Source organism: Cryobacterium sp. TMT1-66-1 (assembly GCF_004403435.1).
Taxonomy (GTDB): Bacteria; Actinomycetota; Actinomycetes; order Actinomycetales; family Microbacteriaceae; genus Cryobacterium; species Cryobacterium flavum.
Map to the genome: position 1 here is coordinate 168,897 of NZ_SOGP01000022.1, position 23,635 is coordinate 192,531.

General features: G+C 61.5%; 31 protein-coding genes. 19 read left to right on the forward strand and 12 right to left on the reverse strand.

The window, feature by feature from the left end:
* Positions 1-53 precede the first annotated feature (53 nt).
* The 4 genes from E3T29_RS15970 to E3T29_RS15980 all read left to right on the forward strand — a co-directional run bounded on the left by E3T29_RS15970 (position 54) and on the right by E3T29_RS15980 (position 1,286).
* Positions 54-551: a hypothetical protein gene (locus E3T29_RS15970; protein WP_134346532.1), complete on the forward strand. Its 498-nt coding sequence runs from the start codon at positions 54-56 to the stop codon at positions 549-551.
* A complete protein-coding gene (locus E3T29_RS15975) occupies positions 551-775 on the forward strand; it encodes a hypothetical protein (protein ID WP_134346533.1) in 225 nt (74 codons plus the stop codon). The genes E3T29_RS15970 and E3T29_RS15975 overlap by 1 nt, the downstream gene beginning before the upstream one ends.
* Before the next feature lie 81 nt (positions 776-856).
* A complete protein-coding gene (locus E3T29_RS19760) occupies positions 857-997 on the forward strand; it encodes a hypothetical protein (protein WP_166792436.1) in 141 nt (46 codons plus the stop codon).
* Positions 998-1,058: 61 nt separating this feature from the next.
* The gene (locus E3T29_RS15980; RefSeq protein WP_134346534.1) at positions 1,059-1,286 is read left to right on the forward strand and encodes a hypothetical protein; all 228 of its coding nucleotides are present in this window, start codon (positions 1,059-1,061) and stop codon (positions 1,284-1,286) included.
* Positions 1,287-1,354: 68 nt separating this feature from the next.
* Here the strand turns inward: E3T29_RS15980 and E3T29_RS15985 are convergent, their stop codons facing one another.
* From E3T29_RS15985 to E3T29_RS15995, 3 genes are all read right to left on the reverse strand, one after another.
* Positions 1,355-1,921: a hypothetical protein gene (locus E3T29_RS15985; RefSeq protein WP_134346535.1), complete on the reverse strand. Its 567-nt coding sequence runs from the start codon at positions 1,919-1,921 to the stop codon at positions 1,355-1,357.
* 385 nt (positions 1,922-2,306) lie between these two features.
* Complete coding sequence (locus E3T29_RS15990) at positions 2,307-3,827, reverse strand: SulP family inorganic anion transporter (protein WP_134346536.1); 1,521 nt, start codon at positions 3,825-3,827, stop codon at positions 2,307-2,309.
* A 254-nt stretch (positions 3,828-4,081) separates the two neighbouring features.
* Positions 4,082-5,602 (reverse strand): SulP family inorganic anion transporter, encoded by a 1,521-nt coding sequence (locus tag E3T29_RS15995; RefSeq protein WP_134346537.1) that lies wholly within the window; start codon positions 5,600-5,602, stop codon positions 4,082-4,084.
* Positions 5,603-5,800: 198 nt separating this feature from the next.
* Here E3T29_RS15995 and E3T29_RS16000 point away from each other — a divergent pair, with 198 nt between their 5' ends.
* Positions 5,801-6,199, forward strand: coding sequence for a MerR family DNA-binding transcriptional regulator (locus tag E3T29_RS16000; protein WP_134346538.1), 399 nt, complete (start codon positions 5,801-5,803; stop codon positions 6,197-6,199).
* 15 nt (positions 6,200-6,214) lie between these two features.
* Here E3T29_RS16000 and E3T29_RS16005 read toward each other — a convergent pair whose 3' ends face one another.
* Complete coding sequence (locus E3T29_RS16005) at positions 6,215-7,480, reverse strand: MFS transporter (RefSeq protein ID WP_241987856.1); 1,266 nt, start codon at positions 7,478-7,480, stop codon at positions 6,215-6,217.
* Positions 7,481-7,836: 356 nt separating this feature from the next.
* Here E3T29_RS16005 and E3T29_RS16010 point away from each other — a divergent pair, with 356 nt between their 5' ends.
* Positions 7,837-8,280, forward strand: coding sequence for a hypothetical protein (locus E3T29_RS16010; RefSeq protein ID WP_134346539.1), 444 nt, complete (start codon positions 7,837-7,839; stop codon positions 8,278-8,280).
* 26 nt (positions 8,281-8,306) lie between these two features.
* A complete protein-coding gene (locus E3T29_RS16015; RefSeq protein WP_134346540.1) occupies positions 8,307-9,992 on the forward strand; it encodes a ribonuclease J in 1,686 nt (561 codons plus the stop codon).
* Between the two features lie 81 nt (positions 9,993-10,073).
* Here E3T29_RS16015 and E3T29_RS16020 read toward each other — a convergent pair whose 3' ends face one another.
* The gene (locus E3T29_RS16020; RefSeq protein WP_134346541.1) at positions 10,074-11,723 is read right to left on the reverse strand and encodes a peptide chain release factor 3; all 1,650 of its coding nucleotides are present in this window, start codon (positions 11,721-11,723) and stop codon (positions 10,074-10,076) included.
* A gap of 43 nt (positions 11,724-11,766) precedes the next feature.
* Positions 11,767-12,126 (reverse strand): MerR family transcriptional regulator, encoded by a 360-nt coding sequence (locus E3T29_RS16025; protein WP_134346542.1) that lies wholly within the window; start codon positions 12,124-12,126, stop codon positions 11,767-11,769.
* An 85-nt stretch (positions 12,127-12,211) separates the two neighbouring features.
* On the opposite strand from E3T29_RS16025, the gene E3T29_RS16030 reads away from it, so the two are divergent.
* The gene (locus E3T29_RS16030; RefSeq protein WP_134346543.1) at positions 12,212-13,006 is read left to right on the forward strand and encodes an SGNH/GDSL hydrolase family protein; all 795 of its coding nucleotides are present in this window, start codon (positions 12,212-12,214) and stop codon (positions 13,004-13,006) included.
* Between the two features lie 19 nt (positions 13,007-13,025).
* On the opposite strand, the gene gnd is transcribed toward E3T29_RS16030, so the two are convergent.
* Positions 13,026-13,973, reverse strand: coding sequence for a phosphogluconate dehydrogenase (NAD(+)-dependent, decarboxylating) (gene gnd / locus E3T29_RS16035; RefSeq protein ID WP_134346544.1), 948 nt, complete (start codon positions 13,971-13,973; stop codon positions 13,026-13,028).
* A gap of 224 nt (positions 13,974-14,197) precedes the next feature.
* Between gnd and E3T29_RS19765 the strand changes: the two genes are divergently transcribed.
* Both E3T29_RS19765 and E3T29_RS16040 read left to right on the forward strand, forming a co-directional pair.
* Entirely contained in the window at positions 14,198-14,362 is a 165-nt protein-coding gene (locus E3T29_RS19765; protein WP_166792437.1) for a hypothetical protein, read from the forward strand.
* A 115-nt stretch (positions 14,363-14,477) separates the two neighbouring features.
* A complete protein-coding gene (locus tag E3T29_RS16040; protein WP_134346545.1) occupies positions 14,478-15,272 on the forward strand; it encodes a metallophosphoesterase in 795 nt (264 codons plus the stop codon).
* Between the two features lie 5 nt (positions 15,273-15,277).
* Here E3T29_RS16040 and E3T29_RS16045 read toward each other — a convergent pair whose 3' ends face one another.
* The 3 genes from E3T29_RS16045 to E3T29_RS16055 all read right to left on the reverse strand — a co-directional run bounded on the left by E3T29_RS16045 (position 15,278) and on the right by E3T29_RS16055 (position 16,573).
* Positions 15,278-15,559 (reverse strand): hypothetical protein, encoded by a 282-nt coding sequence (locus E3T29_RS16045; RefSeq protein ID WP_134346546.1) that lies wholly within the window; start codon positions 15,557-15,559, stop codon positions 15,278-15,280.
* Between the two features lie 163 nt (positions 15,560-15,722).
* Positions 15,723-16,322 carry a hypothetical protein gene (locus E3T29_RS16050; protein ID WP_134346547.1) on the reverse strand — a complete coding sequence of 200 codons (600 nt, stop codon included), beginning with the start codon at positions 16,320-16,322 and terminating at the stop codon, positions 15,723-15,725.
* Complete coding sequence (locus E3T29_RS16055; RefSeq protein ID WP_134346548.1) at positions 16,319-16,573, reverse strand: hypothetical protein; 255 nt, start codon at positions 16,571-16,573, stop codon at positions 16,319-16,321. Before E3T29_RS16055 ends, E3T29_RS16050 begins: the two co-directional genes overlap by 4 nt.
* 9 nt (positions 16,574-16,582) lie before the next feature.
* On the opposite strand from E3T29_RS16055, the gene E3T29_RS16060 reads away from it, so the two are divergent.
* The 3 genes from E3T29_RS16060 to E3T29_RS16070 all read left to right on the forward strand — a co-directional run bounded on the left by E3T29_RS16060 (position 16,583) and on the right by E3T29_RS16070 (position 18,368).
* On the forward strand, positions 16,583-16,975 hold the full coding sequence (locus E3T29_RS16060) for a hypothetical protein (protein WP_134346549.1): 393 nt from the start codon (positions 16,583-16,585) through the stop codon (positions 16,973-16,975).
* Positions 16,976-17,043: 68 nt separating this feature from the next.
* On the forward strand, positions 17,044-17,529 hold the full coding sequence (locus tag E3T29_RS16065; RefSeq protein WP_134346550.1) for a hypothetical protein: 486 nt from the start codon (positions 17,044-17,046) through the stop codon (positions 17,527-17,529).
* A 278-nt stretch (positions 17,530-17,807) separates the two neighbouring features.
* Positions 17,808-18,368 (forward strand): recombinase family protein, encoded by a 561-nt coding sequence (locus E3T29_RS16070; RefSeq protein ID WP_134346551.1) that lies wholly within the window; start codon positions 17,808-17,810, stop codon positions 18,366-18,368.
* Here E3T29_RS16070 and E3T29_RS16075 read toward each other — a convergent pair.
* A complete protein-coding gene (locus tag E3T29_RS16075; protein WP_134346552.1) occupies positions 18,365-19,909 on the reverse strand; it encodes a recombinase family protein in 1,545 nt (514 codons plus the stop codon). The genes E3T29_RS16070 and E3T29_RS16075 overlap by 4 nt on opposite strands.
* Positions 19,910-19,942: 33 nt before the next feature.
* Between E3T29_RS16075 and E3T29_RS19770 the strand changes: the two genes are divergently transcribed.
* The 6 genes from E3T29_RS19770 to E3T29_RS16100 all read left to right on the forward strand — a co-directional run bounded on the left by E3T29_RS19770 (position 19,943) and on the right by E3T29_RS16100 (position 22,932).
* Positions 19,943-20,119 (forward strand): hypothetical protein, encoded by a 177-nt coding sequence (locus E3T29_RS19770; RefSeq protein WP_166789937.1) that lies wholly within the window; start codon positions 19,943-19,945, stop codon positions 20,117-20,119.
* A 30-nt stretch (positions 20,120-20,149) separates the two neighbouring features.
* Positions 20,150-20,560: a TadE/TadG family type IV pilus assembly protein gene (locus E3T29_RS16080; protein ID WP_166792438.1), complete on the forward strand. Its 411-nt coding sequence runs from the start codon at positions 20,150-20,152 to the stop codon at positions 20,558-20,560.
* Positions 20,535-20,993 carry a hypothetical protein gene (locus E3T29_RS16085; RefSeq protein ID WP_134346553.1) on the forward strand — a complete coding sequence of 153 codons (459 nt, stop codon included), beginning with the start codon at positions 20,535-20,537 and terminating at the stop codon, positions 20,991-20,993. The genes E3T29_RS16080 and E3T29_RS16085 overlap by 26 nt, the downstream gene beginning before the upstream one ends.
* Positions 20,990-21,436, forward strand: coding sequence for a pilus assembly protein TadG-related protein (locus E3T29_RS16090; protein ID WP_134346554.1), 447 nt, complete (start codon positions 20,990-20,992; stop codon positions 21,434-21,436). The genes E3T29_RS16085 and E3T29_RS16090 overlap by 4 nt, the downstream gene beginning before the upstream one ends.
* Before the next feature lie 258 nt (positions 21,437-21,694).
* Positions 21,695-21,964: a hypothetical protein gene (locus E3T29_RS16095; RefSeq protein WP_134379365.1), complete on the forward strand. Its 270-nt coding sequence runs from the start codon at positions 21,695-21,697 to the stop codon at positions 21,962-21,964.
* An 83-nt stretch (positions 21,965-22,047) separates the two neighbouring features.
* Positions 22,048-22,932: a DMT family transporter gene (locus E3T29_RS16100; protein ID WP_241987857.1), complete on the forward strand. Its 885-nt coding sequence runs from the start codon at positions 22,048-22,050 to the stop codon at positions 22,930-22,932.
* Positions 22,933-22,978: 46 nt separating this feature from the next.
* Here E3T29_RS16100 and E3T29_RS16105 read toward each other — a convergent pair whose 3' ends face one another.
* Positions 22,979-23,635, reverse strand: coding sequence for a pentapeptide repeat-containing protein (locus tag E3T29_RS16105; protein WP_134346556.1), 657 nt, complete (start codon positions 23,633-23,635; stop codon positions 22,979-22,981).

Below are 23,635 nucleotides of genomic sequence, written 5' to 3' on the forward strand. Positions count from 1 at the left end.
CTCACCAATCCCGCTCAAACCAAATTCAGCTCCACCCAACCGAAAGTAAAGCAATGATCACAACCACTAACCCGCTCACCCTGACCGAACCGATCATCAGAGAGCTGCGCACCGCATTCCTCGACAAAGGCCGCGCCGAGCTCACCGTGTCCTTCGATGGTTTGGCGCACAACGATTCCGGCCGACGTTGGATCGTTGACCAGACCGTCGTGTCGCTCGGATACGGAGCTGAAGACTCCGATCCGGTCCCCGTAAGCGATCTTCATGTCGGTTCGCTCACCGGCTACCGGCCGGGCCATTGGGACGAATCCTTCCTCAGTTACTCGTCCAGTTTTAAACACAAACTGATCATCCGCGTTGAAGACTTACTCCTGATGGAGCTGCGGCCTCACGGCCTCTACATCTGCGGTTCGGACGAAGATGACGCCGGCGACTTGCACATCAGCGTGGGCGAGACCACGGCAACTCATCAAATCTCTGATGCCCGAGGTTCCGGCACCTTGCGCTGCTCCATCTGCGGTCCGTTCTGCGTTGCGCGGGAGGACGACTGATGAGCGGCGCAACGTTCGGCGAAATGACCCGGCGAAATGACGCGGTGCTGAGAATCTCCCTCCACACACGGTTTGACAACGGCGCGTCCGCTGAAATCGCCGCGGAACGTGAGGGCGTCAGCCTCGCAGTGGCCGAGGCGGAGTACGACGTGTGGCTTGCCCTGGTCTTTGCCGCCTTACACACCCACCGGGTCCACGCCGGTGTCGATGACTCCGATTTCTAATCCAACCCAACCACATCAAAGGACCAAACAAATGTTGACCCAGACCAGATCGCCTCCCGCCTTTTGGCAGCTGCGGCACTTATGGAGGCCGTTCAGGCCGCCACCACCTCTTATGGCGAGGCAGAACAGGAGGCGGGCCGAACCACCTTCGTCACCTCCCGGCAGCAGGATTTCTACCGGGCCGCCCAGGCTGCGGTGCTCGCACACTGCCTGGAGGAGTGACCCCGAGATTGTCGCCACGCAGCATCCAACGATTCAGCACCATCCAACCGAAAGCCAGATTATGAAAACAGTTACTCTCTCCGAGCTCATTGTTCTGCTGACGGCAATTCGCAACAAACATGGGGAGGTTGAAGTCACGGCGATGAACATGCACGGCGAGGTCATCCAGGTGGCTCGAGCAAGGTACAGAGATGCGTTCACCAGCGTGCATGGGGACTTTCATAAGGCATCCGTGCGTATGGAGACCTACGACGGGCACTCCTACGGCGACTACGACGCTGACTTTTAGCACCCACGACCCCCGAACCCCGGCACGCAACCCGTGCCGGGGTTCTTTGCACCCGCCCGCCAGGCTTCTCAGCGCCGGCCACGCTTGGCCGGCAACGGATCCGCTTCACCGTTGACGTCGTTGGCGGAAACTACCGCCCATCCGAAGGTCTCTACCTTGAAGTTCCGCCCGCCGTCCGGTCGCGGTACTTGGGAGCAGCGCCCGCGACCATGGTCCTCGCAGAGGTGCGGCGCGACCAACAAAGTTTCGGGAAAGATCAGCTTTTCGCGCAACGGAATCCTGTATCGCTCCCAGTCATATGTTGATCCGATATGGCCGTCGCCTTGTACAACATGGCAGTGAGGGCAGACCTGGCCGATGTAAAAGGTGCCAGCCAGCTTGCTGTGCCGACGTTCGAAAACGGCGGGCGCCGGCCGGTCGCTGGCCATGATCTGCGTCCGAACCGTCTCCTGCACTCGCTGCTCAAAGCGTGCAGCCTGCCACGGGAGATACCCGTAAACGGCGTGGAGCGTTGCAACCCGCGAGCGCCGGCTCTCCAACGTCACGTTATCCACCGCCCACAAGCTGAGCCATTTCCCGCATTGGGGAGCCCAGCATTGACGCATAACGGTTCGAATGGTGACCGCGGTGAGCATCGGCTCGACGCGAACGCGCAGATAGGCATCCTGGGCGTACTTTTTAGGTGTCCCGTTTATCCCCCGCGGGATCCTATTGATCGAAGCAACACCTATTTTTAGGTGGTTTGAGATGCTTCATCGTTCGTCGTCGGCACTCCTTGCACGCGGGGTGTCCCGGTGGGCGTCCGGCTTACGGGATAGGCATCTTCTCGGCCCGTGGAACGGCGTATACATGACACGTGGAAGTGCTGGGCACTTCTCGCCGACAGTGTTAGGTGATTGACACGCGGCTTCCGGCCAAGCCGGTCGATGTTCTTTATGCTCACGGTGGAAGTCTGAAAGCCTGCCGGTGGCATTGCACAGTTGTCGGGGTGTCGCCTTGATCGATAGTCGTGTGCCGCGGCTAGTGGCCGCCGCCGAGGTTGCCGGCGAGGCGGTTGTGTAGTTCGTGGCTGGCCTCGTTGAGGCCTTCGATGACGACGTGCTTGTCGTGCCGCTGGTACTTGTAGGTGATGGCATCGAGCGTGGCGACGGTCGAGGCATCCCAGATGTGTGACGCCGACAGGTCGATCACGATGCGGTCGGGGTCGTCGGCGTACTCGAACTGGGTCATCAGGTCGTTGCTCGAGGCGAAGAACAGCGCTCCGGTCACGGTGTAGTACGCGGTCGGCACGGGCTGGTCGAGTTCGACGGTGCGTTCCACTCGGGCGAGGTGGGCGACGCGGCGGGCGAAGGCGACCATGGCCACGATCACGCCGACGACGACGCCGATGGCGAGGTTGTGGGTGAGGACGATGATGACGACCGTGGCGATCATGACGGTGGTCTCGCTTTTGGGCATCCGCTTAAGGGTGGACAAGCGGATGCTGTGCCAGTCGAAGGTCAGATACGACACGATGATCATCACCGCGACGAGGGCGGCCATGGGCACGACGGCGAGCACGTCGCCGAGGCCGAGTACCAGCACGAGCAGGAAGATGCCGGCGAGGAAGGTGGAGATGCGGGTGCGAGCGCCGGAGGCCTTGACGTTGATCATGGTCTGGCCAATCATGGCGCAGCCACCCATTCCGCCGAAGATGCCAGACATGACGTTTGCGACGCCCTGGCCCCAGGTTTCGCGGGTCTTGTTGGAGTGGGTGTCGGTGATCTCGTCGACGAACTTCGCGGTCATCAGCGACTCGAGAATTCCGACCAGGGCCATGCCGAGGGCGTAGGGGGCGATGATGGTGAAGGTCTCCCAGCTGAGCGGAATGTTCGGAAAGAACAGCTCAGGCAGACTCTGGGGGAGTTCGCCCTGGTCGCCGATGGTGGGCACGTTGATAGCCATCAGCACGGTGACGGCGGTGATGACGACGATCGCTACGAGTGGCGCGGGAACCACCTTGGTGATGCGAGGCATGACAACCATGATGATCAAACCTGCTGCGACGAGCGGGTAGACCAGAAAGGGCACACCGAGCAGCTGGGGCAGCTGCGAGGTGAAAATGAGGATGGCGAGGGCGTTGACAAAGCCCACCATGACGCTGCGCGGGATAAACCGCATGATCTTGGCGACGCCGATCACACTCAGCACGATTTGGAAGACTCCGGCGAGAATGACCGTGGCGATGAAGTATTCCATGCCGTATTCCCTGGCCACTGGTGCGATCACGAGCGCGATTGCGCCGGTGGCGGCGGTGATCATGGCGGGGCGTCCGCCGACGAAGGCGATGGTCACGGCCATGACGAACGAGGAGAACAGGCCGACGCGCGGGTCGACACCGGCGATGATCGAAAAAGCGATCGCCTCGGGAATGAGCGCCATAGCTACAACGAGACCGGCGAGTACTTCGCGGGTGAGCAGGCGGGGCGTGCGCAGAGCGGTCAGCACGGAGGGTTCCGCTCGGTAACGGTTGGCTGCAGCAGATTTTTGAACGATGGCCATGTGGCCTCCAGGAACGGGACCTCAGGGAGAAGCCAGATGGATGGGAGTGGCGATTGGGGCGCCGGATTCACGCGTCTCACCATTAAGGGTGCGGCGTGATGAGAGTCGACCCGAAGGATAATATGTGGCCCGTCGAAACACTCAACCATCGCAAGGTTACCTTAACGTAAGGGTTAAACTCCTTTCGCGCACAAATAGGTCGGGCCCCGCTGCGTGACGGGGCCCGACCTATTGCGGCGAAAAATCGGGGTGGATTAGTGACCCGAGCCCATATTTCCGGCGAGGCGGGCGTGCAGCAGGGTGCTGGATTCGTTGAGTCCGTCGATGGTCACAACCTTGTCATGGCGCTGGTACTTGTACTTGATGTCGTCGAGGGTGGCGACGGTGGAAGCATCCCAGATGTGTGAGTTCGTCATGTCGATGATGATCCGGTCAGGATCGTCGAGGTAGCTGAACTGGGTCTTCAGATCGTTGCTGGAGGCGAAGAACAGGGCGCCGGTGATCGTGTAGTAGGCGATGGGCCCATCGTCGTCGACGGTGAGGCTGCGTTCGACCTGGGCGAGGTGGGCGACGCGTCGGGCGAAGGCGACCATGGCGATGACGACGCCGATGACGACGCCGATCGCGAGGTTGTGCGTAGCGACGACGGCGACAACGGTGAAGACCATGACGGTCGTTTCGCTCTTGGGCATGCGCTTCAATGTTGAGAAGCGGATGCTGTGCCAGTCGAAGGTCAGCACGGACACGATGATCATGACCGATACCAGTGCGGCCATGGGTACAACGGACAGCACCGGGCCGAGGCCGAGCACGAGAACGAGCAGAAAGGCGCCGGCGAGGAAGGTGGAGATGCGGGTGCGGGCACCGGAAGCCTTGACGTTGATCATGGTCTGGCCGACCATTGCGCAGCCGCCCATGCCGCCGAAGAAACCGGAGAGCATGTTGGCAACGCCCTGAGCCCAGGACTCACGGGTCTTGTTGGAGTGGGTGTCGGTGCTCTCGTCGACGATCTTGGCGGCCATCAGCGACTCGAGAATTCCGACCATCGCCATTCCGAACGCGTAGGGAGCGATGATCGTCAACGTTTCCAGGTTGAGCGGGACGTTGGGGAAGAATAGCTGCGGGAGCGTCGTGGGCAGTTCGCCCTGGTCCCCAATAGTGGGGACATTGATCGACATCACGACGGTCAGCACCGTGAGTACGACGATCGCGACGAGCGGCGCGGGAACCACCTTGGTGAAGCGCGGCATGACGACCATGATGATGATGCCGACCGCGACAAGCGGGTAGACCATGAACGGGACGCCCAGCAGCTGCGGCAACTGCGAGGTGAAAATCAGGATGCCGAGGGCGTTGACGAATCCGACCATGACGCTGCGGGGAATGAAACGCATGATCTTGGCAACGCCGATGAAGGCGAAGACAATCTGGAAGATACCCGCCAGGATCACGGTAGCGATGAAGTAGTCGATGCCGTAATCCCGCGCGACCGGGGCGATCACGAGCGCAATGGCTGCGGTCGCACCGGTGATCATGGCGGGGCGGCCACCGAGAAATGCGATCGACACGGCCATGATGAAGGTCGAAAAGAGTCCGACACGCGGATCGACGCCGGCGATGATAGAGAACGCAATCGCCTCGGGGATGAGGGCCATGGCCACAACGAGGCCGGCGAGCACCTCCCGGGTGAGGATGCGCGGTGTGCGCAGAGCTTTCATCACGGTGGGATCGGCTTTGTACCGATTCTTCTCCGTGGTTTTTTCAATGATGGCCATGGGGCCTTCCTGGAGCGGGACACACGTATGGTGTCGGATGAGTAGAAGAAGTGAGTGTGGGCGCCCCGTCGCGCACCTCCACCAGTCATCAGGGACAATGGTGGGAGAGTGGGCTCACATGACAATGTCAGCCAACTTCTGCAACACTACTCTAACGTTAGGGTTGATTGCTAATCCGTTCGAGAAAAGGTATCAACTATGACTTCCCCAGCCGCCACGGCCAGCACGGGCACCATGCATATTGGAGAGCTCGCCGAGAAGACCGGTCTCTCGCTGCGCACCATTCGTCATTATGACGAAATCGGGCTGCTGAAGGCCTCTGGTCGTACCGAGGGCGGTTTTCGTCTCTATACGCAGGAAGATCATTCTCGGCTGATCTTGATTCGTCGTATGAAGCCGCTGGGGTTCTCTCTCGAAGAGATGATGGCGCTGTTGAAGATCATCGACACGCTGCAGGGCGGCGTGGCTGGTTCGGACAATCCGGATGTCCGCGCGGAGCTCGACACCTTCATTGCACAAGCGGTTGAGCGTCGGCAAAAACTCCAGGACCAGCTGGGAATGGCCGACGAGTTTCTTGAGGTTCTGCGCACTCAGTAGGGCTGATCGGTCGCGCTAGGCGCGCTGCGGCGGTCGCACGAAGAGGGCGACGCCGATGATGATGACGGGAATAAGTGCCAGCGCTAGCGCCGGCGTGGTGAAGCTGCCGGTCAGGTCGAACCCGAGTGAGAGCGCGACTGGACCGAAAGCCGTCGACGCGAGGCCGATGGCCGTAGCTACTCCTCGGATATTACCAATGTGTGCCAAGCCGTAATAGCGCACGTATGAGGCGGCTTCCATACCGCGCAGGCTTCCTCCGGCGGCTCCAAGAACGAGGCCATAGATGATGGCCGCCACTCCGCTGGTCACCCACGGCAGCATAACGAGAGCCGCGGCCAGCGTCACCATGGAAAACACGATGAAAACCTTGGGACTTACCCGGTCGACGAGGCTTCCTGTGAGCAGGGTGGCCAGGATTCCGGTCACGGTCTGCGGCAGGAAGTTCGCCGCCGCTTCTAACGGGGTCAGGCCTTGGGCGCCTAAAATGGCGATTTGGTGAAATGCCAGTGCCGTTGTCAGCATGCCCGAGGTTGCCAGGCTTGCGGCGATAACCCAGAACATGCCCGATCGGATGGCCTCCGGCAGCGTCCACGATTCCTTCTGAATGGTGAGCTGAGCCGTGGAGGGGGTCGATTCCGGATCGACGGCGGGGGCGCGCTTGGGAAAGACCAACGCCAGCGGAATGACCACCACGGCCACAAGCACCGCTTCCCACCGCCACGCATCATAAATACCCACGGATGCGATCAGCCGCTCCACGAAGATCGGTGCGAGTGAGATGCCGGCCGAGCCGATGGCACTCGCAATGCCGAGGGCTAGCCCGCGCCGATGGTGGATGGCCCGGGCAACCGCGGTGGTCGCGGCCAGGGTGAGCGCACCCTGGCCGGCCATCCGAACTCCGGTGAAGCCGGCGGTGAGCCCGATGATCTCGCCAACGAAGCTGAAGGCCAGAAGGATGACGGCGAAGCTAAGGCCAATTAGGACCGTGACGGACCGTGCTCCCCATCGGTCCAACGCCCGCCCAATAAACGGCTGCACGGACGCGCCAACGAGCGTGCCAATGAGGTAACTGAGCGAGACATCCGTTCGTGACAGTCCCAGGTCGACAATCAGGGGATCTGTGAAGACGGAGAGACCGGCAGTCTGGCCGGGGGCCGTCATGACCGAGATTAGTCCGGCGGCACCGATGAGGGCCAGCCAGGACCATGAGATTCGCGGATGCGGGCGCGGCGCTGTCCTTCGGTCGGACGGCGCGGGGGAGTGTGGTGTAGAAGATGACACGGAAGCTTTCACAAGAATGGGGCGGACGGCGCGCCAGCAGTGCGCTGGCTGCGACGTGCAAAAAGAGCGCATCTGGAAGGTTCGAACAGCTTTCGAATGGTGAGCGACACGCAAGCCCACCTACACTCTACTCTCACGTGAGAGGAAGGTGACCGATGGTGGATAGGAAATTGCCGTCAATTCATACTCTTCCCTTACGTTACGGTAGAGTTGCTGTAAGTGGTTGATAGAAAACCACTCGCACGGTCGCTGACCCGATCGCGGCCCCAACTTTCCCCGTTCTAGGTTCCCGAGAGGAGCACTTCATGTTCGTTCATCCCCTCGCTCGTACCGACCAGCACCTGATTCAGGATTTCATGCTGACCAAGATCACCCTCCTGCTGGCCCGCCACGCGGAACATGCGGAGTGGGAGTTTGAACTCACAGCCATGGACGACAAGTCCCGCGAAGGATCGTCGCAGGGACACGCATTCCTCTTCATCTACACCGTCGCGCGGTATTACGTCGCGGTCACGCGCGCCCACGCGGAGTCCAACACCTCCGAGACCGGTCCCGATCGCGACGATTCAACATTCTTCGGCGACTTCATCGATGCTGTCGCCAGCAACGACCCCAAACGAGCGTTGACACGGTGGTCCTCCACCGACATCAGCGCCGAAACCGATATCGCCGCTCCGGCAATTCGACAACTCGCCTTTGAATTTCTCGACCGGCTCACCATGCCGGCCTCGGATTTCATTGCCAGTGACGTGGCCGATTTCCTGCCCGACCCATACGAATCTGACCATTCCGTGGGCTGACGCCCGCGCCCCAAGAAAAGAGCTCCATGAGCACCCATCCACTGTCCCTTGCTGCACCGCCCGCACTTCCTGCGCGCGGCCTGCGCATCATCCCGCTCGGCGGGCTCGGTGAAATCGGTCGTAATATGACCGTGTTTGAGCACAAAGGCAAACTGCTCGTCATCGACTGCGGGCTGCTGTTCCCGAAAGACATTCAGCCCGGCATCAACGTGATCCTGCCCGATTTCTCGATCTTGCGTGACCGGCTCGACGACATCGAAGCCATCGTCCTCACCCACGGCCACGAAGACCACATCGGCGCCGTGCCCTACCTGCTCAAGGAACGCGGTGACATTCCCGTCATCGCCTCCAAGCTGACCCTTGCCTTCGTCGGAGCAAAATTTCAGGAACACCGCTTGCATCCCCCGGTCATTGAAGTTAGGGAAGGCGAACGCCGCTCTGTGGGTCCATTCAACCTTGAATTCCTGGCCGTGAACCATTCCATCCCCGACGGCCTCGCCATCGGCATCCGCACAGAAGCCGGGCTGGTCGTGCACACCGGAGACTTCAAAATGGATCAGTTCCCCCTCGATAACCGGCTCACCGACCTGCCCGGTTTCGCCCGGCTCGGCGACGAAGGCATCGACCTGCTGCTGATCGACTCGACCAACGCCGTTGTGCCCGGATTCACCACACCCGAAGCCGACATCGGCCCCGCCATCGACACCGTGTTTCGCACCGCGCCACGACGGATCATTGTCTCCAGCTTCGCCAGCCATGTCCATCGCATTCAACAGGTGATCGATGCGGCTGTACGCCACAACCGCAAGGTGGCCTTCGTCGGCCGATCCATGGTGCGCAACATGGGTATGGCCGCTGAGCTGGGGTATCTGCACGTCCCGAAGGGACTGCTCGTCGATGTCAAGGCCCTGGAGCGGATGAAAGATGACAAGGTCGTTCTTATCTGCACCGGTTCACAGGGAGAGCCGATGGCGGCTCTGGCCCGTATGGCGAACCGTGAACACACCATTCGCATCGGGGAGGGCGACACCGTTCTCTTGGCCAGTTCGGTCATTCCGGGAAATGAGAACTCCATCTACCGGGTCATCAACGGACTCACTCGCTGGGGTGCCAACGTCGTGCACAAGGCCAATGCCAAAGTCCACGTGTCCGGGCACGCCAGCGCGGGCGAACTCGTCTACTGCTACAACGTGATGCGCCCAACCAACGTGATGCCCGTGCACGGTGAATGGCGCCACCTCACCGCCAACGCGGATCTGGCCGTGCGCACCGGAATCAGTAAAGACCACGTTCTCGTCGTCGAAGATGGCATCGTGGTCGACCTGGTCGACGGACGCGCCACCGTCGTGGGCCGAGTGCCAGCCGACTATGTCCTCGTCGACGGAATGACTGTCGGAGGAGATGCAGCGGAAGCGATGGAAGACCGTCGACTCCTCGCCGAAGACGGTGCCATTACCGTTCTGGGAATTCTCAACACCGAGACGGGACGCCTGGCCGAACCGGTGGAGTTCATCTCCCGCGGCTTCAATCACGATGCTGACTGGGCAGCCAATGCCGCGCAGGTCATCGACAAGGCCATAGTTGCAGCAACCCAGAACAACGCGCTCGACGGAGCGGCCCTCGAGCGCATCTTCTCCGAGAGCGTGACTCGATGGATGCAACGCAAGTATCGGCGCAACCCGGTGATCACGGCGGTCGTCGTTGACGCATAGCGCTTAACGGAAGCTACGAACGCGAGCGGCCCGGCACATCGCGTGTGCCGGGCCGCTGCTGTTCTCGCCGTCAACTCACCTTCAGCGACGTTTATCGCCGCGGGCTGCGCTCTCGACAGACTCCGTTTCGACGGACGGGCTGAGGTTCGCCAGCACGATATCCGGGAACTCCCGAGCGACAGCCTGAAACCGCCAGAGGGTGCTGAACAAGGCCAAGAGTGTGTTGTCGGATCGAGTGAGCACTTCCACCTGGTGCAGCGACCCCAGTCTGCCCGCGCTTGCTCGATCGGTGCGGCGCGCGACTTGGTAGGGCAACGTTTCCATGCGGATATCAGCACCAAAATCGTGCGTCATGCGTTCCTCAACGACATCGAACTGCATCGGACCCACGGCCCCGAGTACCGGAGCCTGGTCGCCTCGCAGGTCAGACCGCATGACTTGAATGACCCCTTCATGGTCGAGCTGATCGATTCCACGACGGAATTGCTTGTGCTTGCTGGTGTCGGCGAGGCGTACGGCACGAAAATACTCGGGGGCGAACACCGGCAGGGGCGGGTATTCGACGGGTTCGGAATCATAGAGTGAATCGCCCACCCGAAGAGAGGCTGCGTTGATCAACCCGACGATGTCGCCGGGCCAGGCCTGCTCCGCCATGGTGCGTTCCCGTCCGAACATCTGTTGCGCATACTTCGTGGCAAACGGACGGCCGGTCGATGCCTGCGTGAGTACCATCCCGCGGTGGAACATGCCCGAACACACCCGCACGAATGCGACGTGGTCACGGTGCGAGGCGTTCATGCCGGACTGAACCTTGAAGACAAATCCGGAGAAGTCACCGTTGACGGGCCGTTGTCGACCGGTGATATCTGCCCGGGCCAGAGCGGGCGGAGCGGATTCCACGAGAGCGTCCAGCAGCTGGTGAACACCAAAATTGAGGACGGCAGCGCAAAAAAGTACCGGCGTGGTCGTCGCGCGAAGAAAGAGTGCCTCGTCGTGGTCTTGCCCTTCGGCATGGAGCAGTGCTGATTCTTCGGCAGCATTAGTCCAATCCTGGCCGAGTTCCGCGGCAGCGGCCGTCGCCGTGGTGCGAGTTTCAATGGCGGCGGTCGCGCCTCCTGGGGTTCGGGTGAAACGTACAAATCCGGGGGATTGTCGATCCAGAACTCCGTGAAATTCGCCGGCGAGTCCGACAGGCCAGGTGAGCGGTGTGGGCAGAAGCCCGGTGCGGTCGTGGATCTCGTCCATGAGATCCAACGCGGACTTTCCGGGGCGATCCCATTTATTGATGACCGTGATCACGGGCAGGCCGTGTTGTCGGCACACCTCGAACAGTTTCATGGTTTGCGGCTCGAGGCCCTTGCTGGCATCGACGAGCATCACAGCGGCATCAACAGCGGAGAGGACCCGGAAGGTGTCTTCGGAGAAATCGGCGTGACCGGGGGTGTCAACGAGATTGATCACGGTGTCGCGATACTCAAACTGGATAGCGGCGGACGTCACGGAAATACCGCGGGCCTGCTCCATGGCCATCCAGTCAGACACGGTGCCTCGCCGGCCAGCTTTGCCGTGTACCGCACCCGCCCGATCGATCGCGTGCGCGTGCAGCAGGAGTGCTTCGGTCAGGGTGGACTTGCCGGCATCCGGGTGAGAAATAACGGCAAAGGTGCGCCGTTTGTGGGCTTGGGCGAGGACGTCGAGGTTAGAGACGGTGGGTGTGGTTTGATGCGTCACGGTGTTCCTGTCTGTGCGTGATCACGAGATGGGCGTGGTTGATTCACAGACTTCGTAGCAGGTCGACGAACCCGCTGGCTACGCGAACCTGTTCGCGCAGTGAGCATTCACGCGCTTCGATATCGCTGATCAGGATGGCGAGATCGCGCCGGATTGTTGACACCGTCGCGTCCGGGTCGGAGTCGACCAGATCAAGCGTCGTCAGGGCGTCCTTGATTTCCGGATGGGTGAGAGACAACGCTCGGAGGCTGCGGATGATGCGTGCCCGGTCGAGGTCGGCCGGGGCATAGAGCCGATAGCCGGAATCGCTGCGCCCTGACGCTTGCAAAATGTGGATCTCGTCGTAGTGCCGCACGGTGCGCTGGGAGAGCCCAGTCCGTTCGGCGAACTCACCGATAAGCATGAATGCCACCTCGTCTCGTACGGGAATAATCGTATATCTCTACTCTAACGTAAGAGTAGAGTTAGTGGTAATAGGCATGAGGCATATGATCAACGCATATCTGAACTACCCGTGGACGCGATATGTCGCGCTCGGCGACTCCTTTACCGAAGGCATCGGTGACCCCGAGCCAGAGAGTGTGGGCGGGAATCGAGGCTGGGCCGACCGGGTCGCCGAGGTACTCAGTGACGGCCAACCGGACTTCAGCTACGCTAACCTCGCGGTGCGCGGCAAGATCTTGAGCCGGATCAGCGACGAACGGGTGGAACCTGTGCTACAACTGCGCCCGGATCTCATCACCATCTCCGCTGGCGGTAATGACGTGATTCGTCCCGGTGCCGACCCGGATGATATCGCGGCTCGGTTCGATGATGTTATCTCGCGTCTGTCCCGGTCCGGCACCACGATCGTCCTCTTCACCGGGCCCGACCTCGAATTCTCACCATTATTTCGGGGCATGCGGGGAAAAGTCGCGATCTACAACGAGAACTTGCGCTCTGTGGCAGCACGGCACGGCTGCCTGGTCGTTGACCTCTGGTCACTGACGGCCATCCAGGACGCGGGTATGTGGGCTCTGGATCGGTTGCACTTCCACTCACTGGGTCACCACACGATTGCACGCAGCGTTCTGAGCGCTCTCCGTGTCGAGAACTCATTGCAGCCATCCCAGATCGAGCAGTTGCCAATGTCGTCCTGGCGGAGCGCACGAACGAGTGATGTCGCGTGGGCCCGCACTTATCTGGTGCCGTGGGTCCTGCGCCGTGCTCGGCACCAATCCTCGGGCGATCACATTCTGCCCAAACGCCCCGAGGCCAGCCGATTGGGCCGGACTCGGTTCTGACGCTGTCTGTGTCCGGCGGCTACTCCGCGGATTTGACCGCGTGGCCACCGAACTGGTTGCGCAGTGCGGCGACGGCTTTCATCGCCGGGGAATCTTGCTGGCGAGATTCAAACCGGGCGAAGATTGACGCGCTGATGGCGGGAACGGGCACGGCATTAGCCAACGCTTCTTCGATGGTCCACCGGCCTTCGCCGGAGTCATCGACGTAACCTTCGATTCCGGCCAGCGCCGGATCCTCCTCGAGCGCCTGAACGAGAAGCTCGAGCAACCAGGACCGCACGACAGTACCGCGCTGCCAAGCCTTGAACGTTCCGGGAACATCCTTGATGATGTCGTCGCGCTTGGCCAGCAGCTCGTAGCCCTCGGCGTAGGCCTGCATGAGGGCGTATTCGATGCCGTTGTGCACCATCTTGGCGTAGTGACCGGCACCGACTTCGCCGGCGTGCACGAAGCTTTCCTCGCGCGGGCCGGTCGGACGCAGGGCGTCGAATACCGGCATGAGCCGGTCAACGGATGCCGCGCTGCCGCCGACCATAAGTGCAAAACCGTTCTCCTGGCCCCAGACTCCGCCGGAAACGCCGGCGTCGATGTAGTCGATTCCTTTCTCAGCGAGAAGGGCCGCGTGCACGAAGTCGTCGCTGAAACGGGAATTGCCGCCGTCGATGACCAAGTCGCCGGTGGTCAAAAGGACTCCGACCTCGGTGATGACGGTCTTCGTGATGGCGCCGGAGGGGACCATTACCCAGACGGTTTTGGGCGAGGGAAGGGCGTCGACGAGGTCTTGGAGGGTCGCGACGTCGGTGACGTCAGGGTTGCGGTCGTAGCCGGTTACTGTCACGCCGTTTTCGCGGAGTCGGGTGCGCATGCTGGCACCCATTTTTCCGAGGCCGATGAGGCCGATATGCATGTTCATGGTGCTCATTTCAGTAGTGTCTTGTGGGGCGGAGGTGGCTTGAGGTGCGCTCATCAAACATATGCATATGGACTGACGCCTTCGGGGATTTGGGTGTTTTCGTGCTCCCTACGATCTGGATCCGCAGAACTTGACGTAGACTCCAGCTTAAATCGAACCTAACGTAGGGGTTGATTGACGTGCAGCGAATTCCTAGGGCGCATGCAGAGTTGGCCCCTTTGGCGTTGCACCTCGGTCTGTTTTTGTGCCAGAGCGCGCAGTCGTAAGGGGATGCGGTCGTGCGAGATTTCGTCGATCGCCTCCTCGTAGCTGATGTCACCGCTCAATATGCGCCCGCACCGATCGAGCGCCTTATCGCTAAGTGGATGCCCCATGGCCCGAAAAGGCGCCTGTATCTCTGCGACACGCTCCTCAAGCTCGGCGCCCGAAAACTGGCGATCTGAATCCTCGTCCACTAACCCCTCCGCTCCGTCACCAATCCCATGCGCGGCACCTAACCACCCCGTCCCGGTCTCCGGCCCGCCCCTCTGACCGGCGTGTGCCGCGCATGATGAGGGTATGACTAATGATCTGACGCTTTTGGGAGAGACTCGCGTGGCCCTGGCCGGTGACTGGCACGGCGACACTTCCTGGGTTTCTAAGGCGATCCCCTATCTTGCTCGGGCTATGCCAGGTGTTCGAACGATCTTGCACGCCGGCGATTTCGGCTTTTGGGGCGGATCCGGGTTCCTAAAAACTGTTGATTACTGGTGCGAACGAGCAGGCCTTCAGCGCGTCATGGTCACACCTGGAAACCATGAGGACTGGCCAGCGCTCGTCGAAGCTTTCTCGCGAAATTTTGGGCAGCCGGTCCAACTCTCGGCCGCCGTCTGGATGATGCCGCGCGGTTTCCGGTTCACGCTCGCCGGCCGCTCGTTTATGAGTTTCGGTGGTGCGGCGAGTCTGGATTACGCCGATCGAACGAGCGGCCGGGACTGGTTTTATGAGGAGGTGGCCACTGATTCTGAAGTCGACGCGGCGATCGCCGGCGGTCCTGTTCAGACCCTGCTCCTGCACGAAACCGTCGATGGGGGCACGCCACTCGTCCAACGAATCATCAACGCAAATCCGATGGGCTGGAATTCTGAGGAACTCGCCTACTCAGCGGCGAGCCGTGCGCGGGTCACACGACTCGCTGTAGCTGTCTCGCCGGAGATCGTGGTCCACGGCCACATTCACGTAAAGGATGAGGCGGTTAGAGTCACTGGAACGCGCATCTACTCACTCAATTGTGAGGATGGCACCGGGAATCTCGCGTCCCTCGATCTGCTGTCGGGCGATTGGGAGTGGCTGGGGGACCCTCGCCGCCGATGAGACCTCTATTTGCCGCTTAGGTCGTAGCCGGAGTAAGGGAGACGATCTATCGTTTTTACAATCCCGCCAGTAAAGGGGATCGGACGGTCGCCGTCCTCGACGTCGACAAATGTGACGGAGGCCGCTTCGCCGGGCACCATGCGGACCGCGTCGACTATTGCATAAGGCAGGTCTTCGCCGGGCGAGACAATCGATTTGCCCGTCACCCAATTGCGGGCGACCAGGATCACCTCCGTGGTCGTGACGATTTGATAGAGCGAAACGGTGGGCTGGTCGGTGGTGTTCATGAACCTTTCATGCGCGGCACCTGGGCGGGGTGCAACGTCGACCGTTGGACAGGCCGGCACACAGTCTGCTAGTTTTCGGGAAGCCCGGCGCACCGTCGGCCGTTGAGCTTTTCCGCAACGGATTTTCTGTGCGCCCGTTGCCCTCGCGTCCCGCAGCCAACGCCTACCGGTCGAGCTGAGGCCGTCGAAGCTGACTGCTCGAAATCCAGTCGATTCGATATGCGGGTGCCTCCATCGAAAAACCCGGAACACCTTCGTCCGGGTCGAGACCGGCCCAGGTGAGCGACCCGCGTGCGCCAACGGCAAAAACGAAGCCCGAGGTTTCGTGGGCACGCCCGTCACCCTGGTACTCTCGGCCTTCCGTTTCAAGTGTTGGCGCCCGAGCCGCCCGCGCGCCGTCACTGGTCAGCCAGACGACAACGTGCTCCTTAAAACTGAAAATACGATATCTGCCAAATGGAGAGCCGGGCAGCAGCAGATCGACCGTCTGCTCGACGGCTTCGATCGACAACGTAATGCCCATATCCACAGTGACTGTGCCGCCGCGAACCTCCGCCGTCATTTGCCAACGGCTGCCCAATTCGATTAATGGTGAAACGAGCATTTGGCCCGCCCATGAGACCATCGGTCGTATCAGCGGCTCCGGCGTCGCCCACGCGACGCCGCCCGGCATCACCTGAACGAGGACCAGCGGCCGGCCGGCGCACTGAACCAGATACTCACCGACCCGAGTTCGGTCGTCGATCCGCGATTCGAAGGTCATGACGCGGGTCGAGGCTGAGGGCCGAGGATGTGGACCGCGTTCTCGAGGACGAGGCCTCCGATAAAGCAGCTGCTCTCAAAGCTGACGATGGCCGGTGACCCAATCTCGAAGAAGGCGCCAGTGCACGGTTGCCACAGAGCGCCGGGGGTTGTGGAGACCGAAGCGGAGCCGTTCACGTTGAGCGCGTAGAAAATCGGCCCGCTGTCGGTCGTAGTTATCGCGTACGCGTAGATGATGGGTGGCCGGGTCATGGTGAGGTCATGCGCGGCAACGACGTCGCCGCGCATGATGGCTGTATGAGGATCCCGCCGGTTTACGATCGCAGCCATCCGGTTCCACCCGGAATCTTCCCTGGGCCTGGCTTCTGGGAGCTTCGCAGCATATTTGTAGCTGACAGTCTCGATGATCTGGTCGGGCCGAGCAGCGGCACGCTGATCTTGCCGCCGCACCTCAACTGGTCGAGCCGTCGGCCGGTGCGCCTAAATGATCCGGCGTCGGTGGCCGAATGGTATGCGTGCATCTTGCGAGAGTCTTTGGGAGACGACGACCTCATCCTCATGAACCGCGGCCTGTTCTTGCGCGTCTGGCCGGATCTCTTCTTGCCGGGCAGGATTCGGGAAGCCTGGCAAAATCTGCATCCGGAGCTGCGCTGAACTGTGGGTGACGCTCGGGGGCGGTTTGGCGCCCCGGATAACAGGTGCTTTCCGCGCATGTTAGGTCCATGACCACCACCACCGACCCGCTCACCCTCCTCGATACCTTCGACCCGGCGCTCAGCGCCCTCCTCGATGAGCAGCCGGAAACAGAGTCGTCGCTCTGGTGGCTGGCAGATCACACACCGCACAAGCAGACGGCGTGGTCCGTCGGTTTCCTTCACGATCTGATCGATGTCGTTTCAGCTGATCGCGGTTTTCCCTTTGCCGTGGTTGGCGACCATCAAAGCGGGAGGTGGGCGCAACTCTTCGGTACGCCGACCCGGGGATACCTGGTGGAGCTTGGGAATATGACCGATGATACAAATGACATGGGGATCCTCGCCGTGCCTGGCGGGAACGGTGCTCAGGCCACGATCACGGGCACCGACTCTTTCGTCAGCTGTAAACTGCGGCAGATCGTGCCGATCGCCGGCGCGCACGAGGCACTCGATTTTTGGGTAATTCGCGGAACGCTTCCCGCAGGTTTCGATGTCGAAATCACGAAATATTAGCGGCGACCGGAATCGCAACTAGAACCCATTCACAGTAGCGGTGCACGCAGCCCCGAGTGTCCTGGGTTTTGGGCGCCGTCCACATTCCAAACAGATTCGATGTTCGAAGTCCGCACCACCAGTCGGTTCGAACTCTAGTGCCGCGGCTGTTGCTAAAACGGTCGTATTTGGGATTGTCCGCGCATGTACGCGTCAGGAGCCAAATCGAGTTCCAGAAGCAGTCCCGATATCGGCTCACTCCCGGAATCGGCGAATGGCGTTTTAGGGAGTGGATCAGCATGGCACTCATCGGGTACGTGAGAATTTCTTCAGTTGAACAGAAAACCGACTTGCAATATGACGCTTTGGCGAAGGCTGGTGTGACCAAAGTTTTTGAAGACGTTGGTGTCAGCGGTTCGGTCGCCGTCCGCCCAGGCCTGACCGCGGCGCTCGAGTTTCTGCGTGACGGAGACCAGCTCGTGACATTCCGCCTGGATCGCCTCGGGCGCAACACGTTAGCGGTCCTGCACCTCATGGAAGAGTTGGACGTGAAGGGCGTGACGTTCCGTTCTATTACTGAAGGCATCGACTCCGCGACGCCAGCCGGCCGTATGCTGCAGACACTGCTCATTTCCTTCGCAACTATGGAGCGGGAGATCTTGATCGAGCGCACGAACGCCGGACTTCGGGCCGCACGGGAGCGGGGTCGTGTCGGCGGTCGACCGCGTGCGCTGAACGATGCGAAGACGGAGTTAGCCAGAGTCATGTACAAGCGTGGGTCTTCGGCGCGCGAGATCGGTGCCGAGCTCGGGTGTTCACGCAGCGTGGTGTACCGGGCTCTCGAGTTGAACCCGGCCTAGTCCTTCCACTTCACTTCGATCAGGTCGGGGTCGAATCGTTTGCCGGACCCCGCCGGCAGGATGGTGACCGTTATGAGATCAGTGACAACGTCTCGTTGAGCATCGATCGGCAGAGCGCCCCAGTTTTCGCGCACAGCACCACCATCGGTGAGTGAAGAGAGCAGTGTTCGCGGGCGGGCGCCGTCCAAGTCGCGCTCCGCATCAAGGCGCCTTCGGCGCAGCTTCTCGTTCAGGCGTTTGAATTGTTCAGCGTCGAGATCATCGTCCGCGTACTGGTCAACGGCCAGAGCGAGTTTTGCATTGATGGCCTCAATAGTCACCTGCGCTTCATCTGCCAGAACGGAATCACCGGTCTGGTGGAATGTAGCGGCGTCAGGCATCGACAACCGCCCGATGATCAACTCGACGATGAGTTCGTCGACTGCCTCTTGGTGACGGCGCACCTTGAAGCACACGGAGCAGTTGTAAGAAGGGGGTTGGCGTTTGGTCGCACCGGTTCTCTTGCTCGTTTCTTCACGGCCGATCTGCCGGCGCATCGGTCCGCCGCACAGTCCGCAGATCGCCAGACCGCTCAGAAGGTATTTGTAGCTGGAGCCGGAGAAGTTGCTGCGACGGCTGGGATCTTTCAATAGTGCGACCAGCCGATCGTGTGTGCCTGTGTCGTAGAGCGGCTCGGTCGTTGACGGCCCGAGCACCTTGCCTTGATACTGCCGGAGGCCGGCGTTGGTCGGCCGTAACAGGATCTGCCTGAGAATCGTTGAGTTCCACTTGACGGCCTGTGGTCCGTGGATGTTACGGAGGTTGAAATCGGTGACGATTGAGCGAAGCGATTCACCTTTCAATGTTCGCCTCGCCGCCTCCCGCACGACCTCGCCGTGTTCCTGGTGGATGATGTCTTGCCCGATCTTGTCCGTGATGCCGTTGGCGTCGACCGGTTTAACTCGCGTGTAACCGTACGGACTGAAACCGTGCGGCTCACCGTTCTGCGCCTTCTCCAAAAACTTGCGTTTGAGGCGCTGGCTCATCTTTGAGGTTTCGTAGGAGGCAAGAGCACCCATCGTTCGCGCGAGCATGCGATCCTCTGTGGTGGCGATGTGGATGCCACCGCTCACCGTCGCCATCTCGAAGAAGTAGATGTCAGCCAGCGCGATTATCGCTTCAAGCTCGACAGGGCGTCGGGTCAGACGATCGATACTGTAAATGACTATGGCGTCGATTTTCCGTAGCGCGATGTCCGCAAGCATGCGCTCATATTCGGGCCGCCTTTTTGAGCGAGTGGCGGACACGTCGTTGTCGATGTAATACGCGACAACATCCCAGCCCTTCTCGCGTGCGACCTTCTCGCAGTCCTGTTTTTGACGGCCGACGCCGAGAGCTTTGCCGCCCGCGTCCTCACTGATCCGGGCGTAAATTCCTGCTCTCATATGTTGCATCATAGTCCGGGTACCAGCCCACTGGTCTTTCTGATTTTGCCGATGACCGTTCTGTTCGCAGTTTTTCCCGGGCTGGTTGTTCTGCAGGCCGGGTTCTGAACGCACCACCCGTACCTCCCTCCCACCAGAAAAGAGAATGCTATGAACCGAATCATGCTTCGCCTCCAGGGTCTGCTCCGCGATGAAACGGGTGACGTGCCCGGCTGGGTGCTGATCACGTTAATGACGGCCGGATTGGTACTCATAATCTGGGGACTCGCCGGCCCCGCCCTCAGCGGGGTGTTCCAGCAGGCCATGGATCGCGTCAGTAGTTTCTGACCGGTCGGCGTGGACAAACTCGGTAACCGGATGCGACACCTCGCCTGGCCCGGCCCTCAGCGGCTGCGGGACGAGGCTGGTTCCGTCGTGGCCGAATTTGTCATGGTGGTGTCGCTGCTGACCTTTCTGACGCTCATGGTCATGCAGCTGGCCCTCGCGCTGCACATTCGCAACACCGTGCTCGACGCTGCCGCCGAGGGTGCCCGCTACGCGACCCTCGCCGACAGCAGTCTGTCCGCGGGGGCAGAGCGCACGCGCGATCTGATCACGACGGCCATTGGCGCGAGCTATGCCACCGATGTCGTGGCCCAGTTCGGAGTGAGCGCCGGGTTTCCCAGTGTCGAAGTGCGGGTGATCGCACCGCTGCCGCTCATGGGGCTGCTCGGTGCTCCGCGCGGATTGGAGGTGGTCGCTCATGCTGCGGTCGAATCGTTGGAGTAGCCGCTCTGAGGCTGGCTCTGCCTCACTGGAGTTCATCACGGCCGGGATGATTCTGTTGGTTCCCCTGGTCTATCTGGTGCTCGCACTGTCAGCCCTGCAGGGTGGTGCTCTCGCCGTGGAGGGCGCCGCCCGGCAGGCAGCCAGGGTCTACGTACAGTCCCCGGACGAGGCCACGGCCACGGTGCGTGCCCGCCGAGCCGTCGCATTCGCGCTCGAGGACTACGGCCTTTCGGCCGGGGACGCCGAGGTGCAGATCGAGTGCGCTGGCGGTTCGAGTCACTGCCTGACTCCACGGGGGGTCGTGACGGTCACCGTGCGCATCGGCATCGCGCTGCCGCTTGTGCCCGATCTGCTCGCCCTGAACCAGAGTGCGAGTGTGCCCATGACTGCGGAGTCGTCGCAGCTCGTGTCCCGTTTTGGCAGCCTCGGATGAGAAGACGTCTGCCGCCCGCGTCGAACGAGGACGGCTCCACCCTGTTGCTCATTATTTTCTACGGCTTTCTGGCGCTCTGCCTCGTACTCGTGGCCCTGTCAGCGACGTCGCTCTATCTCGAACACAAACGGCTGCTCGGCCTCGCCGACGGTGCGGCGCTCGCCGGGTCCGAGGCGTTCACCCTCGATGCGGTTCAGGTCGGGGTGGTCGGGCCGCGGCCATCGCTGCGCTCGGACGATGTTTCCGCGGCGGTCGATGAGTACCTGCGGCTCGTTCCGCACGACTCGTTTGAGGCGCTGGCCGTGACGAGCGCGGTATCCGCTGACGGGCAGAGCGCGTCGGTGACGCTGCGATCCTGGTGGCGCCCACCGGTACTCACCCTCGTCGTGCCCGACGGCGTGCCGTTGGAGGTGACGGTGGTCTCCCGAGCGGTCTTTCACTAGTTCTGCCCGTGAGGTCGCGAAAAGTCGCACTGGTAATTTCAGAATAGAAGCGTAGGATGCACAGATCACGTAGTCGACAATGGAAGCCTCCTACCTCGTAGGGGGCTTCACTTTTTTGCACGAAGTCGACACTCGTGCCAACCCCGGTCCCGGTTGGTAGTGCCGGCGATCGCGGGTCGTCGTTCATCCGGGCTGGTCGCCGTCGGGTGACGTGGCCCAGGATGGCGGCTGAGTAACACCAAGATCGGCTGTGAAATCATGGATGCACTACTGGACGCTCAGATTGTGGAGCAGCTCGACTTCGAGTCCCTTCTCCCTTGTGAGGGAGTGCACCACGACCGCGGATTGAGTGGTCATGATCCGGCCGAGTCGGGCGGGTTCATGGTGATTTCACCGTGCTGCGGTCCCAAAGTGATCCAGTGTTCCTCTCGCGTTGACGCGATGCGGGTGTCGGGCGTGCTGTACTGCGGTGCTTGCCAGCACGAGCACCTGACCAGCGAATACCAGTTCATTCCGCTGCAACTGTAGACCCAAGTTTGCGCCCGAATTTCAGAGCGGATGCCGCGAGCGGTACTGTCGAGAGGTGCCTCGACGGCCCCGACAGGAGCAGTGTGCGAACCAGGCGGGACAAACTGAGCGGTGCGGGAGCTCAGCTCGCCACCGAGGTCAGCATCAATTTCGGCTCCTCACTGGCCGGAATGCTCATTCCGGTCGTCGGTTCGCCCATCGTCGTCGCGGCCCGCCAGATCGTCATGGTCATCGTCGTGCTGCCGCTCGCCCGGCCCCGGCTGAGAAATCTGACCTGGGCCCGAATCTGGCCAGCGCTGGCCCTCGGCGTCGTGCTGGCCGTGATGAACCTCACCTTCTACCAGGCCGTCAACATGCTGGGACTCGGCATCGCGGCGACGATCGAATTTCTTGGACCCTTCGCCCTGGCCCTGGTCACCAGCCGCCGCATCCTGGACTTCGTGTGTGCTGCGGCCGCCGCCGGGGGAGTGTTCCTCTTGACCTGGTCGGACGGCACGCTCGACCCGCTCGGCATCCTTCTCGCGCTCACCGCGGCGGCCTCGTGGTTCTGCTACATTCTGCTGACCCGCAAAGTGGCGACCGAATTCGCCGGCCTAGAGGGTATCTCGATCGCCAGCCTGGTCAGCCTCGTGATCGTGGTGCCCATCGCCCTGTCCACCCTGGATCTGTCGGCCTTCACCTGGGGTATCGTCGGGCTGCTGCTGCTCGTGGGCGTCGTCTCCTCGGCCTTTCCGTACACCCTCGACACCTACATTTTGCGTCGGATCAGCCCCCGCCTGTACGCGATCATCACCAGCTTCGGCCCGGTCATCGCGGCCGGTTTCGGCGCGCTCGTGCTCGGTGAGACCTTCACCCTGCTGCAGCAGATTGCCATCGTGGTCGTGTGTGTGGCGGCCGGAGCGGCCATCGCGACCCAGCGCGAACGGCCGACGTCCGACCTCGAGCTGACCGCGACCGCCATTCCCTGAGCCGGTCTCAGCTGCGTGGTCTATCGGGCGCTGGTGTCCGGCCGTGCTATTCGATGCGCAGGCCCAGGTGGGCGGCGAGCAGCGGCGCCAACAGGCTCAGCTGGGCGTCGTCGATGGTGGCGCCGCGCAGTCCTTCGAGGCCGCGCACGGCCGAGAAATCACTGGAACGCAGGTCGACATCTTTGAGCTTGGCACCACCGACATCGAGCGTGCCGATGCGGCAATTCTGCAGTTCCAGGCGCTGCACGGTGGCACTACCGAGGTCAAGCTCCTCGATGATGCAGTTGCTCAGGAGTACATCGGTGAGCGTGGCGTTGCGCAGGTTCACGAAATCGAGCTTCGAGCCGTCAATGTGCACCGACCGGAGTGTCGCCTCATAGGCCTCGACCGAGCCAAGCCGGGCGTGCTCGATGCGCACGTCCCGCCAACTGGAGCGCGGCGCGCTGAACACCGGTGCGTGCAGGTCGGTCAGGAGGCACTCCGAGAAGGATGCCCCGCGCAGTTTGGCCTCGTGCAAAGACACCTTGCCGAATTCGCACTCCCCGAAGGAGATGCCGGTCAGGTCGCGGCCATCGAGGTCGACGTCCGTGTAGCGTTCGGCCTCCCGACCGTCGCCGGAGCGCAGCCGCGAACCGTCGTCGTCGGTCAGGTCAGGCAGGGTGATGCGGTCGATGGACGCCTTGCGGGTGCTGGCCTTCGCCAC

What these genes read in the sequence shown, in the direction of transcription:
- E3T29_RS15970 (WP_134346532.1), top strand. Translation starts at nt 54, where the DNA reads ATGATCACAACCACTAACCCGCTCACCCTGACCGAACCGATCATCAGA.
- E3T29_RS15975 (WP_134346533.1), top strand. Translation starts at nt 551, where the DNA reads ATGAGCGGCGCAACGTTCGGCGAAATGACCCGGCGAAATGACGCGGTG.
- E3T29_RS19760 (WP_166792436.1), top strand. Translation starts at nt 857, where the DNA reads ATGGAGGCCGTTCAGGCCGCCACCACCTCTTATGGCGAGGCAGAACAG.
- E3T29_RS15980 (WP_134346534.1), top strand. Translation starts at nt 1,059, where the DNA reads ATGAAAACAGTTACTCTCTCCGAGCTCATTGTTCTGCTGACGGCAATT.
- E3T29_RS15985 (WP_134346535.1), bottom strand. Translation starts at nt 1,921, where the DNA reads ATGCTCACCGCGGTCACCATTCGAACCGTTATGCGTCAATGCTGGGCT.
- E3T29_RS15990 (WP_134346536.1), bottom strand. Translation starts at nt 3,827, where the DNA reads ATGGCCATCGTTCAAAAATCTGCTGCAGCCAACCGTTACCGAGCGGAA.
- E3T29_RS15995 (WP_134346537.1), bottom strand. Translation starts at nt 5,602, where the DNA reads ATGGCCATCATTGAAAAAACCACGGAGAAGAATCGGTACAAAGCCGAT.
- E3T29_RS16000 (WP_134346538.1), top strand. Translation starts at nt 5,801, where the DNA reads ATGACTTCCCCAGCCGCCACGGCCAGCACGGGCACCATGCATATTGGA.
- E3T29_RS16010 (WP_134346539.1), top strand. Translation starts at nt 7,837, where the DNA reads ATGCTGACCAAGATCACCCTCCTGCTGGCCCGCCACGCGGAACATGCG.
- E3T29_RS16015 (WP_134346540.1), top strand. Translation starts at nt 8,307, where the DNA reads ATGAGCACCCATCCACTGTCCCTTGCTGCACCGCCCGCACTTCCTGCG.
- E3T29_RS16025 (WP_134346542.1), bottom strand. Translation starts at nt 12,126, where the DNA reads ATGCTTATCGGTGAGTTCGCCGAACGGACTGGGCTCTCCCAGCGCACC.
- E3T29_RS16030 (WP_134346543.1), top strand. Translation starts at nt 12,212, where the DNA reads ATGATCAACGCATATCTGAACTACCCGTGGACGCGATATGTCGCGCTC.
- gnd (WP_134346544.1), bottom strand. Translation starts at nt 13,973, where the DNA reads ATGAGCGCACCTCAAGCCACCTCCGCCCCACAAGACACTACTGAAATG.
- E3T29_RS16040 (WP_134346545.1), top strand. Translation starts at nt 14,478, where the DNA reads ATGACTAATGATCTGACGCTTTTGGGAGAGACTCGCGTGGCCCTGGCC.
- E3T29_RS16045 (WP_134346546.1), bottom strand. Translation starts at nt 15,559, where the DNA reads ATGAACACCACCGACCAGCCCACCGTTTCGCTCTATCAAATCGTCACG.
- E3T29_RS16050 (WP_134346547.1), bottom strand. Translation starts at nt 16,322, where the DNA reads ATGACCTTCGAATCGCGGATCGACGACCGAACTCGGGTCGGTGAGTAT.
- E3T29_RS16055 (WP_134346548.1), bottom strand. Translation starts at nt 16,573, where the DNA reads ATGACCCGGCCACCCATCATCTACGCGTACGCGATAACTACGACCGAC.
- E3T29_RS16060 (WP_134346549.1), top strand. Translation starts at nt 16,583, where the DNA reads ATGCGCGGCAACGACGTCGCCGCGCATGATGGCTGTATGAGGATCCCG.
- E3T29_RS16065 (WP_134346550.1), top strand. Translation starts at nt 17,044, where the DNA reads ATGACCACCACCACCGACCCGCTCACCCTCCTCGATACCTTCGACCCG.
- E3T29_RS16070 (WP_134346551.1), top strand. Translation starts at nt 17,808, where the DNA reads ATGGCACTCATCGGGTACGTGAGAATTTCTTCAGTTGAACAGAAAACC.
- E3T29_RS19770 (WP_166789937.1), top strand. Translation starts at nt 19,943, where the DNA reads ATGAACCGAATCATGCTTCGCCTCCAGGGTCTGCTCCGCGATGAAACG.
- E3T29_RS16080 (WP_166792438.1), top strand. Translation starts at nt 20,150, where the DNA reads ATGCGACACCTCGCCTGGCCCGGCCCTCAGCGGCTGCGGGACGAGGCT.
- E3T29_RS16085 (WP_134346553.1), top strand. Translation starts at nt 20,535, where the DNA reads ATGCTGCGGTCGAATCGTTGGAGTAGCCGCTCTGAGGCTGGCTCTGCC.
- E3T29_RS16090 (WP_134346554.1), top strand. Translation starts at nt 20,990, where the DNA reads ATGAGAAGACGTCTGCCGCCCGCGTCGAACGAGGACGGCTCCACCCTG.
- E3T29_RS16095 (WP_134379365.1), top strand. Translation starts at nt 21,695, where the DNA reads ATGGATGCACTACTGGACGCTCAGATTGTGGAGCAGCTCGACTTCGAG.